This is a genomic window from Pseudomonas sp. GX19020 (assembly GCF_023371075.1).
Lineage (GTDB): Bacteria > Pseudomonadota > Alphaproteobacteria > Rhodobacterales > Rhodobacteraceae > Pseudogemmobacter.
Genome location: NZ_JAMCCR010000001.1, coordinates 670,932 through 687,107 on the forward strand (window position 1 = coordinate 670,932; position 16,176 = coordinate 687,107).

The window sequence follows — 16,176 nt, forward strand, 5'->3', positions numbered from 1 at the left end:
GGGGCGCAGACTTCCCCTGGCTTCTGCTCTTCCTCAAAAGGTCGCCTCCCATGCCGGAAAACACAAGTCCTCCCGCCCGGGACCCGAATGGCACGCCCGATGGCGAACGCATTGCCAAGCTGCTGTCGCGCCGGGGCGTCGCCTCGCGGCGTGAGGCCGAGCGGCTGATCGAGGCGGGCGAAGTCACCGTCAATGGCAAGGTCATCACCAGCCCGGCGCTGAATGTGACCGGAACCGAGCGTATCACCATTTCCGGCAGGCTTCTGCCCGAAGAGGAAGAGGCGCGGCTCTGGCTTTATTACAAACCCGAGGGTCTTGTGACGAGCGCGTCGGATGAAAAGGGCCGCGACACGGTTTTCGATCACCTCCCCGAGGATATGCCGCGGGTGATGTCGGTCGGGCGGCTCGATCTCAACTCCGAGGGGCTTTTGCTGCTCACGAATGATGGCGGGCTGAAACGGCGGCTGGAACTGCCGTCGACCGGCTGGCTGCGGAAATACCGGGTTCGCGTCAATGGTCAGGCCGATGACCTGAAATTGCAGATCCTGCGCGATGGAATCACCATCGAGGGCGAGCGGTTCAAACCGATGCAGGTCACCATCGACCGGCAGCAGGGCGCCAATGCCTGGCTGACCGTAGGCCTGCGCGAAGGTAAAAACCGCGAGATCCGTCGCGCGATGAATGCCATCGACCTTTATGTGAACCGGCTGATCCGGGTCTCTTATGGCCCCTTCCGGCTGGGAAGCCTGGAACCGGGCCAGGTCGAAGAGGTCAAGGCCCGCGTGCTGCGCGACCAGCTGGGCGAGATCGCGGCTGACGAGGCGGCAGCAGAGGCCACCCGCAAGCGCCCTGCCCTGACACGGGTGCGGGCCGGAAAGCCTGCACCGGCAAGACCAGCAGCGGGCAAGCCTGAGCGCGCCGGGACCGAGCGCGCCTCCCCCGCGGCCCGTCCCGTCAGATCCGCCAGTGCGGTCAGGACCGCCAGCGCTGACAGACCGGCCAATGCGACCAGATCGGCCTTCCCGGCCACAGACAGGGGCGCGCGCACGGCCGCCTCGGCGTCGCGCGCAACAACGGGCGCCGCATCCACCGACGCGGCCGGAAAACCGGCCACCGCCAAAAAGAAGTCCGGCCTTACCGCACGTGAGTACTTTACCCACCGGGCGGAAGCTGCCGGGCGCAAAGACAGCGAGGGCTCTGGCGGCAGCTCCTATCAGCCAAAACCTCCCGCACGCAGCACGGGCGACGCTGCGCGTCCCGTCCGGGCTCCTGGCATGACAAATCGCCGCCCGGCATCTGCCGGTGCCGACCCGGTCTCTGACCGGTCAGCGCCGCGCAAACCGCGCGCCCCGAAACTCGTCAGCACCCGCAATGCGCCGGCAACCACCGGCGCGCGCCCCTCGCGCAGCCCCGCCAAACCCGGCGGCCCCACCCGGCCCGGCACACCTTCCGGTCGCGGCGGCCCGGGACGCAAGGGATAGGATGTAAACGGACGCGTGCATTTCGCGCCCCCCATTCCTCGTGGGGGGCTGCGCAGACCGGAGGCTTCGACCCTGCAGTTGGGCATCCGGGAGGCAAGATAAGGCCAATAACCACGCGACTTCAATGAGGTATATCGGCAGGGCGTGCTGACACCCGAAGCGATGACGCCAGAATGCCCTGCCCCTAATGCCGCATCGCGGCAGAGCGGATCCCGTTCACCGCGCACAGAAGGGCGCGGGCCAGACACAACCGGGAATTCGGGCGGAAGATTCCCGCCCATGCGCCCTGTCTCAGACTGGCAAGCTGCAAATCCATTCGCTAGGATTGCGGCAACCGACCGTTATTTCCGGAACCCAGAATGTCCGAATCCGGCCTGCGCACCCTCTCGCTGGCGATTCTGATCGCCCTTGTTTTCTATGTCGCCGGTTCGGGAGGAATGTGATGGCCGCTCAACGCTTTGGCGGGAAATACAGCCCCGATGGCACCCCGCCCGCCGGTGCGGGATCCGGCCCACAACCGCCAATCCCGCGCGCGACCCCTGGGACGGAAAAGCCGGTCGGTGGCTGGCGCGCCACATTCCTGTTTCTCTCGGCCTTTATCTTCCTTTTTCCCGCTTTTGGGGAAGAGCCCGGCGCTATGCTGCTGAGCCTGCTTGCCGGCGGCGGCCTGATCCTGAGCGCCTGGCTCACCCGTGAGGGCATGCGCGCCCGTGCGGCCTTTAACGCCCGCCGGGTCGCGCGTCGCCCCGCGATCCCAAGGATCCTGTTCGGCGCCATCGCCACCGGGGCCGCGCTGTTCATCGGCGGGCTGATCGGGCATGGGATCTCGCTTTACCCGATCCTCTTCGGTCTCGCCGGGGCCGGGCTGCATATCGGCACCTTCGGATTTGACCCCTGGACCGACAAGGGGATGGAGGGCGTCGACCGGTTTCAGACCGACCGTGTGGCCCGCGCCCTGGCCGGAGCCGAGAAGACGCTCGCGCAGATGAAAGACGCGATCCTGCGCGCCCGCGACCGCCAGCTTGAGGCCCGGGTTGATCGTTTCATCGCCCAGACAAGAGGGCTCATGCAAAGGGTCGAGGAAGATCCCGGTGATCTGACCGCTGCGCGCCGCTATCTGACGGTCTACCTGGAAGGCGCCCGCGATGCGACGGTGAAATTCGCCGATTTCTGGGCGATCCGCCCCGACCCGCAGGCCCGCGCAGATTATGAACAATTGCTGACCGATCTGGAAACCACCTTTGCCAGCCGCTCGGAACGCCTGCTTGGAAATGACCGCGACAATCTCGATATCGAGATTTCCGTGCTGCGTGACCGGCTGAAATTCGAGACGCCCTCCGGCTCCACCCCTTCCTAAGTGTGAGATTTTGCCATGACCGAGAACACCACCCGCGCCGCCGCCGAGGCCACCCTGGCCGAGGTTGAGAAGGTCACCGCCGTCATCCTGCCGGAACCGACGGGCGAAATCGTGCCGCTGGAAGCCGCCTCGCCTGACAAGGCTGCGGCGATTGAAAAGCGCATGGGCGAGCTGGATCTGACCAATACGCAGTCGATCATCTCGTTCGGCTCTTCGGCCCAGGCCGAATTGCAGGTGATCAGCCAGGAAATGCTCCAGGATGTGAAGAACAAGGATGTCGGCCCGGCCGGCGACAGCCTGCGCAAAATCGTCACCACCATTCGCGGGTTTTCGACCGCTGAGCTGGACCTGCGCCGCGAAAGCTCGTGGTGGGAGCGTCTGCTGGGCCGCGCCGCGCCCTTTGCGGATTTCGTCGCGAAATATGAGGATGTCCAAAGCCAGATCGACAAGGTCACGGGCGAATTGCTCGGCCATGAGACGAAGCTTCTGAAAGACATCAAATCGCTGGATCTGCTTTACGCGAAAACCCTGAATTTCTATGATGAGCTGGGGCTTTACATTGCGGCGGGAGAGGCAAAGCTGAAAGAGACCGACGCAGCCGCAATCCCGGCGAAAGAGGCCGAGGTCGCGGCGGCGCCCGAGAACGACAAGATGATCAGATCGCAGGAGCTGCGCGATCTGCGCGCGGCGCGGGACGATCTGGAACGCCGGGTGCATGATCTGAAACTGACCCGCCAGGTCACCATGCAGTCGCTGCCCTCGATCCGGCTTGTGCAGGAAAACGACAAGTCGCTGGTCACGAAAATCAACTCGACGCTGGTCAACACCGTACCGCTCTGGGAGACGCAGCTTGCCCAGGCCGTCACCATCCAGCGGTCGAAAGAGGCCGCAGAATCGATCCGCGACGCCAATGATCTGACCAACGAATTGCTGAAATCGAATGCCGAGAACCTTCAGCAGGCCAACCGTACCGTGCGCGAGGAAATGGAGCGTGGTGTCTTCGATATTGAAACGGTGAAACACGCGAATGAGACCCTGATCGCCACGATCAATGAAAGCCTGCAGATCGCGGATGAGGGCAAGGCGCGGCGCGCGGCTGCAGAGGTCGAGCTGCAGAAGATGGAAACCGATCTGCGCGAAACGCTGGCTTCGGCCCGGGCGCGGACGGCTGCGCCCGCCGCACAGCCGCAATCATGACGCCAGCCCGGCGCAAGCGACTGCCCCTCTGGCCTGCCACCTTGCTGGTGGCGGGCCTTTCCGCCTGTGTGCCATCGGGTGGCCAGGCGCCGCAAAGGATCGGCCCGCCACCGCCCCGCCCCGTTGCTCCGGTCGCGGTGACGCCCGAGACACCGAAAAGCGCGGCGGCCCGTGCCTATTACGCCCAGGTGCAGAACTCGCTGTTGTCCCAGGGGTTGCTGCGCACCGATGGCGGCGGCGTGGATACGCCTTTCGACGCCCGCATTCTCTCTGAAAATTTCATTCGTATTGCACTTTACGATGAATACAGTCGCACCGGCGGGGCGTTTTCGCGCGGTGAAACCGCCTCGATCCTGCGCCGTTGGGATGTGCCGATCCGGTTTCAGATCCAGTTCGGCGCCTCTGTCTCCCCGGAGCGCCGCGCCACCGACCGCGCGCGGATCGCCTCTTATATCAAACGCCTTGCCGGCCTGACCGGCCACCCGATCACCCTTGTCGATCAGGGCGGCAATTTCACGCTGCATGTCGTCTCGGAAGACGAGCGCGAACAGCTTGGCCCCACACTGCGCCGCGAGCTTCCCGGCCTCAGCCCCCAGGATGTGGCCGATGTGACCGGCATGGCCCAGACCACCTATTGCCTCGTCTATGCGCTCTCGGACGGAGACAGCGGCAATTATCGCCGCGCGGTCGCCGTGGTCCGGGCCGAACACCCCGATCTGCTGCGGCAATCCTGCTATCATGAGGAAATCGCACAAGGGCTGGGGCTCGCCAATGACAGCCCACGCGCGCGGCCCTCGATCTTTAATGATGACGAGGAATTCGCTCTGTTGACCAAACAGGACGAGCTGATGCTGAAGATCCTTTATGATCCGGAAATGTGGCCGGGCATGACCGAGGCAGAAGCGGCCCCTGTGGTGAAACGCATCGCGCAAAGACTGCTCGGGAGTGGCGCATGATCCGGTTTTCCTGCCTTCTGACCGCGACCGCGCTGTTGGCCGGCGCGGGCGAAGCGCAGGAGGCACCGCCTGACCCGCCCCTCGCCCTGCAACAACCGCCAGGCGCTGCAATGTCGGCGGCAGAGGTCGCGCAGACAGGCAGCCTTGGCTGGATGCAGGCGCAATCTGATTTCGCGCTAGAGTTTCGCGATGTGGGGCAGATCACCCTTGCCCCTGGCGGGGTGATTGCGGTCGATCCGCTGACCTGGTCTCAGGCCGCGGATCTGCCCTGGATCGAGGTGCCCGCCGGCACAGCACGGTTTTTGCTGGCGCTTGACCGGGATGAAGCGAGCGTCTCCAAAGCGCTGCTGGTTTTTTCCGATGCCGCCCCGACCTGCGGCGATGATGTTGCGACGATCCTTGTCGATACCGGCCTTGCCGGCTTTTTCGACAGATCCATGGCCGCAGCCGTCACCCGGTCGGCCGGGATCCTCGGCCCGGAAAAAGATCTCTATAATGGCTGGTTCGACACGATGATCGGCGAGGTCTGGGTGGTGGGTCATATCCTGCCTCTGCCCGACAACACCTTGATTCCCATTGCATCCTCTGGCTGGGGTGATGGCGGTTATCCGGTCGCGCGATTGCGATCGGCCACTGGTGAGACCGTCGCCCTCTATGCCGATTTCATGGGCAAAAACGCAGAGGGCGACTGGCTCCTGCCTCCGGATTGCGGCACGTCATGACCGGCGCGCGGGAAGGTGCGGACGGGACCAGCGATGAACATAGCGGCATCAGGCCCCGCCAGGCGAAATTTCCCCTTCAATCCGGGCGCGTGCGCGCTATTTTGACAAAGGCAGATGCGGCGCCGCCGGCCCGCGCGTGACAGAAAGGCTGAACCCATGGTCTTCGACTTCCTCAGGGGCGAGTTTATCGATGTCATCTCCTGGCTCGATGACACCCGCGACACCATGGTCTGGCGCTTTGAGCGTCGCGGCCAGGCCATCAAATACGGCGCGAAACTCACGGTCCGCGAGGGCCAGGCGGCGGTCTTCATCCATGAGGGTCAGCTGGCGGATGTCTTCGGCCCCGGTCTCTACCAGCTTGAGACCAACAATATGCCGGTTCTGACCACACTGCAGCATTGGGATCACGGCTTCCAGTCACCGTTCAAATCCGAGATCTATTTCGTCTCGACCACGCGGTTCAACGACCAGAAATGGGGCACGAAAAACCCTATCATGGCGCGCGATCCGGAATTCGGCCCGGTCCGGCTGCGGGCCTTCGGGACCTACTCGATGCGGGTCGCGGATCCCGGAAAATTCATGACCGAGATCGTCGGAACCGATGGCGAATTCACCGCCGACGAGATCTCGGTGCAAATCCGCAATATCATAGTCCAGGCGGCGAGCCAGGTGCTGGCGGCGTCACAGATCCCGGTGCTGGACATGGCCGCGAATACCGAAGATCTCGGCAAGCTGATCGCCGGAGCGATCACGCCCAAGGTCGCGGAATACGGGCTGAGCATTCCGGAATTCTACATTGAGAACATCAGCCTGCCGGAAGAAGTTGAAAAGGCGCTCGACAAGCGAACCTCGATGGGTGTGGTGGGCGATCTGAACAAATATATGCAGTTCAACGCAGCCGAGGCGATGGGCAATCCGGCCTCTGGGGCCGGCTCGGCGATGGCGACCGGGGCGGGCATGGCGATGGGAATGGGCATGGCCCAGAATATGGGCCCCTGGGGGGCGCAACCCGCCGCCGCGTCGCATGCTCCGCCGCCCCCGCCGCCGGTTGGCAAGGAATGGCATCTTGCCGAAAACGGCGCCACCAAGGGCCCGTTTACCGAAGCGCAGCTTTCCGGGCTTGCCGCCTCGGGCCAGCTTGCACGCGGCACTATGGTCTGGGCGCAGGGGATGGAGGGCTGGAAACCCGCCGCCGAGACCGAGCTCGCCCGCCTCTTCTCGCATCTGCCGCCGCCGCCCCCGCCCGCAGGCTGACCCATGCCCGCCTTCGGAGAACACCGCTGGCCCTGCAGCCAGTGCGGCGCACAGCTGCGTTATGCCCCGGGCCAGCGCGATCTGGTCTGTGAACATTGCGGCAATCACCAGCGCCTGCCCGATATCGCCCTCGCCGATCAGGACCGGGCGCTGGTCGAACATGACCTGGCCAGGGGGATCGCCGACGACCTGTCCTCTTCGGCGATGGAAGTGGTGCGGACCACGCGCTGCACCTCCTGCGGTGCGCTGATCGAGATGATCGGCGCCAGCCACGCCACCGAATGCCCCTTCTGTGCGACGCCTGTGGTGACCTCGACCGGCGAGACAAGGCAGATCAAGCCCCAGGCGCTGATCCCCTTCGTGCTTTCCGAACGCGAGGCGCGTGAAGCCCTGGTGAAATGGCTTGGCTCGCTCTGGTTCGCGCCGAACCGGTTGCTGGAATATACAAGGCGCGGGCGGGCGATGAATGGCGTCTATGTGCCCTGGTGGACCTTTGATGCCGAAACCCGCTCGCGTTATTCCGGCAGCCGGGGCGACGCCTATTACGTCTCGCGCACGGTTACGGTGAACGGCAAACGCGAGACCCGGCAGGAGCGCAGGATCCGCTGGACCTCGGTCTCCGGCCATGTCGCCCGCGATTTCGATGATGTCGGAGTGCTGGCCTCGCTGAGCGTGCCGCCGCGCTATGCGAATGAGCTCGACCCCTGGGATCTGACGAGGCTGGTCCCCTACGCGCCGGATTATCTCGCCGGGTTTTCGGCCGAGGGCTATACTGTGCCGCTGGAACCCGCGAGCCTGCAATCGAAACAGAAAATGGCCCGTGTGATCGAAACAGATGTGCGCCGTGACATTGGCGGCGATGAACAGCGGATCTCCGGCATTGATACCGAATACAGCGGCGAGACCTTCAAACATATAATGCTGCCGATCTGGATGGCGGCCTATAAATACAACGGCAAAAGCTATCAGTTCCTCGTCAATGGCCAGACCGGCAAAGTCCAGGGCCAGCGCCCGTGGTCGGTCTGGAAAATCGCGCTTGCCGCTGTCGCGGCGGCGCTGGTTGCGGCCGCCTTGCTCTATGTGATGAAGGATGGCGATATCAGCATTGGCGGGCATGGGCTCGACTGGCTGGACTGAGGCAAACCCTGCCGGCCTTCGCCTCCTGCGCGCGTAATCAAGCCAAGGGGAAGCCCGCTCTTTCCTCCGGACCCGAATACTCCGGGCGCGCCCCTGCGGCGCCCCCTTCCGGGCGTTGACATGGGCGCGCCCGGCGCTCATAGCAGCCGCGTCACCAGAGGAAGGCAGGCGCATATGTCGATTGATCTCTCCCGCGTGCTGAGCGAGGCGCGTATTCCTGAATTGCCCTCGCCCTATTTCGGCAAGGTACGCGACTGCTACGACCTGCCGGCGGATGCAGATTTCCCGAACGGGCGGCGTATCCTGATTTCCTCGGACCGGATTTCGGCCTTTGACCGCATTCTGGCCGCGATCCCGTGGAAGGGCCAGGTCCTGACCCAGACAGCACGCTGGTGGTTCGACCGCACGGCCGATATCTGCCCCAATCACGTCGTGGCCTATCCCGATCCGAATGTCGTGGTCGGGCGCCATGTCAGCATTCTGCCCGTCGAAGTGGTCGTGCGCGGCTATCTTGCCGGTACCACCTCCACCTCGGTGCTGACCCAGTACAAGGCCGGTGCGCGCGAGATGTATGGCCACCGCCTTCCCGATGGCCTGCGCGACAATGAGGCCCTGCCCGATGCCATCATCACCCCCACCTCGAAAGCCTTTGACGGCGGCCATGACGAGCCGCTGACGGCGGCAGAGATCGTCGCCCAGGGGCTCCTCACCCAGGCACAATGGGACGAGGTTTCGGACAAGGCGCTGGCCCTCTTTGCCTTTGGCCAGAAGGTCGCGGCAGAGCGCGGGCTGATCCTTGCGGATACGAAATATGAATTCGGCCTGGATGACCAGGGTCGCATCCTGCTTGCAGATGAGATCCACACCCCCGATTCCAGCCGCTACTGGATCGCCGATGGCTATCAGGAAGCGCTGACCACCGGCGCGCGTCCGCCGTCTTTCGACAAGGATGTGATCCGGTCCTGGGTCGCGACGCGCTGTGATCCCTATAAGGATCCGGTGCCGGAAATCCCCTCGGAGATGATCGCGAAGACCGCGGAGGTCTATATCACCGCCTATGAGCGGATCACCGGCGAGACCTTCCGCCCCGATATCTCGGGTGAAACGCCACTGGATCGGGTACGCTCCAATCTGGCACCGTATTTCACCGCCTGACAGCGCCGCCATGTTTGCGCTAACAATACACAGGAAAACCGGGAGGGCGTGATGATTCTCTGCTGTGGTGAGGCGTTGATTGACATGTTGCCGCGGGTCTCAACCGCGGGAGAGGCCTGTTTCGCGCCCTATGCCGGGGGTGCGGTGTTCAACACCGCCATCGCGCTTGGGCGGCTTGGCACGCCGGTGGGGTTCTTTTCCGGGGTCTCGACCGATATGCTGGGCGAGATCCTGGCGGATACGCTGACGGCATCAAAGGTCGATACAAGCCTGCTTGCGCGCTCGGACCGGCCGACCACCGTGGCTTTTGTCAGACTGACCGATGGCCAGGCGAGCTATGCTTTTTACGACGAGGCCACCGCCGGGCGGATGCTCGCGACGACGGATCTTCCGGCCCTGCCCGACCGGGTCCAGGCGCTGTTTTTCGGGGGCATCTCGCTGGTGAATGATCCGGCGGCCTCTAGCTACGAGGCGCTGCTGGCGCGCGAGGCCGGGCAGCGGCTGATCATGATCGATCCGAATATCCGTCCAGGCTTCATCGCGGGTCAGGAAGCCCCCTACCGCACCCGCATCTCCCGGATGATCGCGCAAAGCGATATCGTGAAACTCTCGGATGAAGACCTCCACTGGCTGGAAGGTGCGGGCGACACCGATGCGCTGGCTGCCCGCTTGCTGCGCCAGGGGCCGGCGCTGGTGCTGATCACCGAAGGCGCCAATGGCGCGCGGGCCTTTTCCGCAGATGGCAGCCGTCACCGCCCGGCAGGACAGGTCACGGTGGTCGACACGGTCGGCGCGGGCGATACGTTCAATGCGGGCTTCCTCGCCGGTCTCGCCCGCGAAGGCGCGCTGACCCGCGCGGGCCTTGCTGCGCTGACAGGGGCGCAGATCGACGCTTGTCTCGACCTTGGGATCCGGGCCGCCGGCATCACCGTCTCGCGCGCAGGCGCCAATCCGCCCTGGGCGCATGAAATCGGGTTGCGCACGTGAGGGCCGTTTTGCAGCGTATCACTCATGCCGAAGTGGCGGTGGCGGGCGAGGTTGTCGGGCGCTCCGGCCCCGGGCTGATGATCCTGATCTGCGCCATGCAGGGCGATGACGAGGCGGTGGCGGCAAAACTGGCGGCGAAGATCGCAAAGATGCGGATCTTCAAAGACGACCAGGACAAGATGAACCTCTCGGTCAGGGATATCGGCGGCTCGGCGCTGGTGATCAGCCAGTTCACCCTGGCGGCTGATCTGCGCGGCAACAGGCCCGGCTTTTCGACCGCCTCGCCGCCCGAAGAGGGCAAGCGGCTCTATGAGCATTTCGCGGCCAGTCTCACCCGCGAAGGGGTGCCGACTGAGACCGGAATTTTCGGCGCCGATATGGCGGTGAGCCTGACAAATGACGGGCCAGTCACCATCTGGATCGACAGTGCGGCAGGCTGAGCGCCGCCGGCCCTGCCTTGATTGCCCCGCGCTGCATAAAACGCATGATTTTCAGATTTTCGCAGCACCAGATGGCGCCGGAATACCGCAGTTCTGACCGTGGCGTGGTGATTTCTGCCCTGCGGGAAAACCGGCATCGCCGCACATATCAGCCTGCCGATGCCTTTGCGCCAGCCTGCTCTGACGCCCCCCTCAGCCTTATCCCCCGAGGCGGGCCTCCCTTATCCGGGGCCCCTGCCATGCCCTTTATCAATGGCGCAACCATGATCGGCGCGGGCGTGCAAGAGAGCCTTAAGACCGGAGACAGCAGCTTTGCCTTCCGCTTCGCCACCGTGCATTCAACCAGCAGAAACGCGATTTCCAGTGACCTGGGCAGCCCTCTGAGCGCCGTCGTCTGCGGTGAGGCTGCGACCCGGAACACTGTGACCCGCTTTGCACACGCAAATATTCCCGACCCGAACGGCCACTGACTCCTGATTGGTAGAACCAGCTCGCTTAACCTGCCAATCAGCGCAAAGCCGACTGTCTCATGGTAAAAACCGCCGATCGCCTCGTCACTGAGGCGGCAAGCGCCAATCCCGGTCAGTTCGCGCTGCGCATCATCTCGGGCGGCGGCATCCGCTCTGTAATCAATCGGGGCCTCGTCGACCATCAGAGATCTGGTCAAAACGCCCCGCGGCATCTTGAATCGCACCGTCTCCGGGGGCGCGGGCGATGATGTCATCTTCGGTCATCCGAACGGCGCTGACACCTTCAACGGGGGAAGTCGGTGTGCATTTTCCGGATCTCCGTTCTGGGCCAGTGTGAGGTTCACGCATCGCATTTCGGACCATACGATCTGGTATGATGCCGAGGGCAATGGCGCCGGTACTGCTGCGCTGATCGCCACCCTCGCGGTGCTGGTCACGGGCCTCGCGATTTTCGCCACCGGCTTTCTGATCTTCTGAACCTGCGCCCTCGGCTTCGCGCCGCTGATCGGGGTCGAAGCCACCGCCTGCCCCCGCCGCGAGGGTTTTCAACCCATACAAAATGGTCTAAGCTCCGCCCATAATCAACGCCAGATCCAGGGGGACAGATGCGTCCCTCAGACAGGATCTGCGATCGGGCAGGAGTAACGCCATGACCAAAATCAGCAAAGCCTTCGGGCTCGGCCTTGCGCTGAGCGCCCTTATCGCCGGCATCGTTCCCGGCACCTCCACCCCCGCGCAGGCCGGCGATGCCGGGCTTGGCATCGGCCTGAGCTGGGTGTTTGGCAGCGGTTACAACAGCGGCCTCGCTGCTGGTGCAAAGATCTTCACCGACCGTGACAAAGACCACTCGGCCGGCTCGCTCGGGCTGGATTACCATTTCGGCTCCGAGTCTCTGCGCCCCAATCTCGGCATCTCCTATGTCGGCGATGGCGGCTATGTTGATGCGAATTTCGGCTACAATATCGGTACCGGCAATATCGACTTCGGCCTCGGCGGCGGCTTCGTCAATTCCAGAGACTGATCTGACAGACCAAACCGGGTGCGGGGGCAGTTGCTCCCCCCCGGCAGATACGCGATAAGCGTCTCACGTTCCCCGGGGCCGATACCCGTCCGGACAGGAGACCGCAGCCCAGGCCTGGGCCCACGGGCGCCTCCCGGCAGCATCCCGCCGACCACCGTGACGGAACCGCCAGGGCCCGGAGGGTGAAGACATATGCTGCTCTTGATCGACAATTACGACAGTTTCACCTGGAATCTGGTGCATTATTTCGGCGAGCTTGGCGCCGATGTGGTGGTCAGGCGCAATGATGCGCTTGAGGTGCAGGAAGCTCTGGCGCTGCGCCCCGAGGCCATCGTGCTTTCGCCCGGCCCCTGCGATCCGGCCCAGGCCGGGATCTGCCTGCCCCTGACCCGCGCCGCTTATGAGGCCGATGTGCCGCTTTTGGGGGTTTGCCTTGGGCATCAGACCATTGGCGAGGCCTTTGGCGGCAAGGTCGTGCGCTGCCATGAGATCGTTCATGGCAAGATGGGGTCGATGCATCACGCAGGCCAGGGCATGTTCCGTAATCTCCCTTCGCCGTTCGAGGCCACCCGCTACCATTCCCTGATCGTCGAGCGCGAGAGCCTGCCGGAGTGCCTTGAGGTCACCGCATGGCTGGAAGACGGCACCATCATGGGGCTCCGTCATCGCGAAAAACTGATCGAGGGCGTGCAATTCCACCCGGAATCCATCGCCTCGGAACACGGCCACCGGCTGCTCGCGAATTTCCTTAAAGAAGCAGGCGTTAAGGTCACCGCATGAGCGATATTCTCAAACCGCTGATCGGCCTTGCCGCCAGCCGCCCGCTGACCCGTGCCGAGGCCGAAGCAGCCTTCAACGCGCTGTTCGAGGGCGCCGCAACACCGGCCCAGATGGGCGGCTTTCTGATGGCTTTGCGTACCCGAGGCGAAACGGTCGATGAATATGCCGCCGCCAGTGCCGTGATGCGGGCGAAAAGCCACCGCGTCCGCGCGCCCGAAGGCGCAATGGACATCGTCGGCACCGGTGGCGATGGCAAAGGCACGCTGAACATCTCGACCGCGACCGCTTTCGTTGTCGCAGGCGCGGGCGTCGCCATCGCCAAGCACGGCAACCGCAATCTCAGCTCGAAATCGGGCGCGGCAGATGCGCTGACAGAGCTTGGCCTCAATGTGATGCTCGCGCCGGAACAGGTCGAGACCTGCCTGAGGGAAACCGGCATCGGTTTCATGATGGCCCCGATGCATCACCCGGCGATGCGCCATGTCGGACCGGTGCGCACCGAGCTTGGCACCCGCACGATCTTCAACATCCTCGGGCCATTGACCAATCCGGCCGGTGTGACCCGCCAGCTGACCGGCGCCTTTTCCGAAGCGCTGATCCGCCCGATGGCCGAAACGCTCCGCGCCCTTGGCAGCGTCAAGGCCTGGCTGGTGCATGGCGGCGACGGTACCGATGAGATCTCGATCGCCGCGCCTACGAAAGTGGCGGCGCTGGAGGGTGGCGAGATCCGCGAATTCACCCTGCATCCGGAAGATGCGGGCCTGCCTTATCATCCGTTTGAGAAGATCATGGGCGGCAATCCTGCGGAAAACGCCGCAGCCTTGCGGGCCTTGCTCGACGGCGAGGCGGGGGCATATCGTGACGCGGTACTCCTGAACGCCGCGGCGGCCCTCGTGGTGGCCGATAAGGCCGCGAACCTGAAAGAGGGCGCAGAGCTTGCCCGTACCGCCATCGACAGCAGAGCGGCAAAGGCAAAGCTGGAGGCACTGGTGAAGGTGTCGAATGCCTGAGGGCGTTCCTTCATGCCACTGACCACAGACCGCAAGAAGGAGGCGGAGCGCCTTTTTCCCCCTCATGCATACCCACCCGGCGAAAGCGGTTGGCCGAATCAGAATTTCTTTCGGCAGCCCGGGGCAAATCATGACCGGGCCCGGCATGACAGCCATGCGGCCGGTTTTGCGAAAACCGGATCGGGAAGCGGCCTGCCCCCCGTTCTCAGACCGATTTTTCGCGGATTGGACCGCCCCCCGCCCGACGGGCTGCGCGGCGTTTTCCCCGGACGGAGCCCAAATCCCGGGGCAGGCCACTCCTCCGCCACGGCCTCTCCCGCCGGGACTGGTGAGGATCGCCCTGCCCTCCGGCGTGCCGGGGAGGATGCAAAAAATCACCTCCCCGCCATGGTCGCCCGAAACATATCACGCCTGAACGGAATTTCTGGACCGGGTGCATCCGGTTATCCGTCAGACAAACCGGTCAAGGCAGCTTTCCCGGCGCCCGCCGCTTCACCACATTCAACACACGTCCTGGAACAGCCTGCGCCGACCGCACGGCCGGGCGCCGCCCAGGCACCGAGGTAACCCGCCATGATGCCGCCCGAAATCGCCGTCTCCCCTGAAATCCCGGCTTCCTGGGCCTCGCTTCCTTTCTTCCGGACGGACTGGCCGCCGCTCTGGGCGCGGCTCAGCGCAAATCCCGGCTGGCAGCCTGAGGCGCAAAACATCTTCCGCGCGCTCGCGCTGACGCCGCGAGAGAAGGTGCGCGTCATCATCCTTGGCCAGGACCCCTATCACACGCCAGGCCGCGCCCAGGGTCTCGCCTTCTCCTTTCCTCCCGGCGCGCCCCCGCGCGACTCGCTGAAAAACATACTGACCGAACTCGCCTCCGACACCGGCCAGGCGAAATCCGACGGAGACCTCAGCACCTGGGCCGAACAGGGCGTTCTCCTCCTCAACACCACCCTCACCGTGCCGGTGGGCCAGGCGTTTGGCCATAAGAGCTGGGGCTGGAACAGTCTCATCGCCCAGATCCTCAGCGCCACCGCCCAGGACGGCCCCCGCGCCTTCCTCCTCTGGGGCGGCCCCGCGCAAAAACTCTGCGCCCGCCTCCCCCGGGAAAATCACCTCTTTCTCGAATCCGCGCATCCCTCGCCGCTCTCGGCCTATCGCGGCTTCTTCGGCTCGCGCCCCTTCAGCCAGACCAATGCCTGGCTGGCCTCCCGGGGCGACACCATCATCGACTGGTCCGCCTGAAGCCTTTCCTTCAGCCGGTCAGCCGGTTAGAACAGGAAACGAGCGCCTCTTCCTCTTGATGGAAATACTCCACGGGGGTCTGTGGGTGTGAAACCCCGGCGCTGCCGCCGGGGCAAACCGCACTGCCAAGACGGAGACTGCCCCATGTCCAAGACCGTTCTCGATCGCATCAGGGCCTATAAGCTCGAAGAGATCGCGACCCGCAAAGCGCTGCGCTCGCAGAGCGAGGTCGAGGACAGCGCCCGCCAGGCTCCGGCCCCGCGCGGCTTTGCGGCGGCGCTGCAAGCGGCGGCCAGTGGCGGCTACGGGCTGATTGCCGAAATCAAGAAGGCCAGCCCGTCCAAGGGCCTGATCCGCGCCGATTTCGACCCGCCCGCCCTTGCCCGCGCCTATGAAGAGGGCGGCGCCACCTGCCTTTCCGTGCTGACCGACACGCCGTCTTTCCAGGGCGATGACGACTTCCTCACCCAGGCGCATGATGCGGTGAAACTGCCCTGCCTGCGCAAGGATTTCATCTATGACCCCTGGCAGATCGCTGAATCCCGGGCACTCAAGGCCGATTGCATCCTTCTGATCATGGCGTCTTTGTCGAATGACCAGGCGATGGAACTGGAGGCCGCCGCGTTTGAGTGGAAGATGGATGTGCTGATCGAGGTGCATGACGAGGAAGAACTCGAACGCGCCCAACATCTGAAATCCCCGCTGATCGGTATCAACAACCGCAATCTCCACACATTCGAGGTCACGCTTGACACCACGCGCCGCCTCGCGCGCCGGGTGCCGGAGGATCGGCTGATCGTCGCAGAATCCGGGCTCCACACGCCCGATGATCTCGCCGATCTTGCCCGTTACGGCGCGCGCTGCTTCCTGATCGGCGAAAGCCTGATGCGCAAGGAAGATGTTGCCGCCGCCACCCGTGAGATCCTTTCCCGCCCGCTGACCGCCCAGGGCGGAATGCCGCTCTGAGAGG

The 16,176-nt window shown here is 64.2% G+C and carries 17 protein-coding genes; 16 read left to right on the top strand and 1 reads right to left on the bottom strand.

Translation table 11 applies throughout. The features are described from left to right. Positions 1–50 precede the first annotated feature (50 nt). From M3484_RS03285 to dtd, 10 genes are all read left to right on the top strand, one after another. Positions 51–1,481, top strand: a complete 1,431-nt coding sequence (locus M3484_RS03285) for a pseudouridine synthase (protein ID WP_249495720.1) — start codon at positions 51–53, stop codon at positions 1,479–1,481. Positions 1,482–1,923: 442 nt separating this feature from the next. Next, positions 1,924–2,838, top strand: a complete 915-nt coding sequence (locus M3484_RS03290; protein ID WP_249495721.1) for a 5-bromo-4-chloroindolyl phosphate hydrolysis family protein — start codon at positions 1,924–1,926, stop codon at positions 2,836–2,838. Between the two features lie 15 nt (positions 2,839–2,853). Next, a complete protein-coding gene (locus M3484_RS03295; RefSeq protein ID WP_249495722.1) occupies positions 2,854–4,035 on the top strand; it encodes a toxic anion resistance protein in 1,182 nt (393 codons plus the stop codon). Then, positions 4,032–4,991, top strand: coding sequence for a DUF2927 domain-containing protein (locus M3484_RS03300; protein WP_249495723.1), 960 nt, complete (start codon positions 4,032–4,034; stop codon positions 4,989–4,991). The genes M3484_RS03295 and M3484_RS03300 overlap by 4 nt, the downstream gene beginning before the upstream one ends. Continuing rightward, entirely contained in the window at positions 4,988–5,713 is a 726-nt protein-coding gene (locus tag M3484_RS03305) for a DUF4241 domain-containing protein (RefSeq protein ID WP_249495724.1), read from the top strand. Before M3484_RS03300 ends, M3484_RS03305 begins: the two co-directional genes overlap by 4 nt. A gap of 156 nt (positions 5,714–5,869) precedes the next feature. After that, the gene (locus tag M3484_RS03310; protein ID WP_092897162.1) at positions 5,870–6,967 is read left to right on the top strand and encodes an SPFH domain-containing protein; all 1,098 of its coding nucleotides are present in this window, start codon (positions 5,870–5,872) and stop codon (positions 6,965–6,967) included. A gap of 3 nt (positions 6,968–6,970) precedes the next feature. Continuing rightward, a complete protein-coding gene (locus tag M3484_RS03315) occupies positions 6,971–8,104 on the top strand; it encodes a TFIIB-type zinc ribbon-containing protein (RefSeq protein WP_092897160.1) in 1,134 nt (377 codons plus the stop codon). 174 nt (positions 8,105–8,278) lie between these two features. Continuing rightward, positions 8,279–9,259, top strand: a complete 981-nt coding sequence (locus tag M3484_RS03320; RefSeq protein ID WP_249495725.1) for a phosphoribosylaminoimidazolesuccinocarboxamide synthase — start codon at positions 8,279–8,281, stop codon at positions 9,257–9,259. 51 nt (positions 9,260–9,310) lie between these two features. Further along, positions 9,311–10,246, top strand: coding sequence for a carbohydrate kinase family protein (locus tag M3484_RS03325; protein WP_249495726.1), 936 nt, complete (start codon positions 9,311–9,313; stop codon positions 10,244–10,246). Positions 10,247–10,254: 8 nt separating this feature from the next. After that, positions 10,255–10,686 carry a D-aminoacyl-tRNA deacylase gene (dtd, locus tag M3484_RS03330; protein WP_249495727.1) on the top strand — a complete coding sequence of 144 codons (432 nt, stop codon included), beginning with the start codon at positions 10,255–10,257 and terminating at the stop codon, positions 10,684–10,686. Between the two features lie 148 nt (positions 10,687–10,834). Here dtd and M3484_RS03335 read toward each other — a convergent pair whose 3' ends face one another. Next, a complete protein-coding gene (locus M3484_RS03335; RefSeq protein WP_249495728.1) occupies positions 10,835–11,410 on the bottom strand; it encodes a hypothetical protein in 576 nt (191 codons plus the stop codon). A gap of 79 nt (positions 11,411–11,489) precedes the next feature. Between M3484_RS03335 and M3484_RS03340 the strand changes: the two genes are divergently transcribed. The 6 genes from M3484_RS03340 to trpC all read left to right on the top strand — a co-directional run bounded on the left by M3484_RS03340 (position 11,490) and on the right by trpC (position 16,172). Continuing rightward, the gene (locus M3484_RS03340; RefSeq protein WP_249495729.1) at positions 11,490–11,633 is read left to right on the top strand and encodes a hypothetical protein; all 144 of its coding nucleotides are present in this window, start codon (positions 11,490–11,492) and stop codon (positions 11,631–11,633) included. 172 nt (positions 11,634–11,805) lie between these two features. Continuing rightward, the gene (locus M3484_RS03345) at positions 11,806–12,177 is read left to right on the top strand and encodes a hypothetical protein (protein WP_092897152.1); all 372 of its coding nucleotides are present in this window, start codon (positions 11,806–11,808) and stop codon (positions 12,175–12,177) included. Positions 12,178–12,369: 192 nt separating this feature from the next. Further along, positions 12,370–12,957 carry an aminodeoxychorismate/anthranilate synthase component II gene (locus M3484_RS03350; protein ID WP_249495730.1) on the top strand — a complete coding sequence of 196 codons (588 nt, stop codon included), beginning with the start codon at positions 12,370–12,372 and terminating at the stop codon, positions 12,955–12,957. After that, complete coding sequence (gene trpD, locus M3484_RS03355) at positions 12,954–13,967, top strand: anthranilate phosphoribosyltransferase (RefSeq protein WP_249495731.1); 1,014 nt, start codon at positions 12,954–12,956, stop codon at positions 13,965–13,967. Before M3484_RS03350 ends, trpD begins: the two co-directional genes overlap by 4 nt. A gap of 573 nt (positions 13,968–14,540) precedes the next feature. Further along, on the top strand, positions 14,541–15,206 hold the full coding sequence (locus M3484_RS03360; RefSeq protein ID WP_249495732.1) for a uracil-DNA glycosylase: 666 nt from the start codon (positions 14,541–14,543) through the stop codon (positions 15,204–15,206). 144 nt (positions 15,207–15,350) lie between these two features. Next, a complete protein-coding gene (gene trpC, locus M3484_RS03365; protein ID WP_092897146.1) occupies positions 15,351–16,172 on the top strand; it encodes an indole-3-glycerol phosphate synthase TrpC in 822 nt (273 codons plus the stop codon). Positions 16,173–16,176 lie beyond the last annotated feature (4 nt).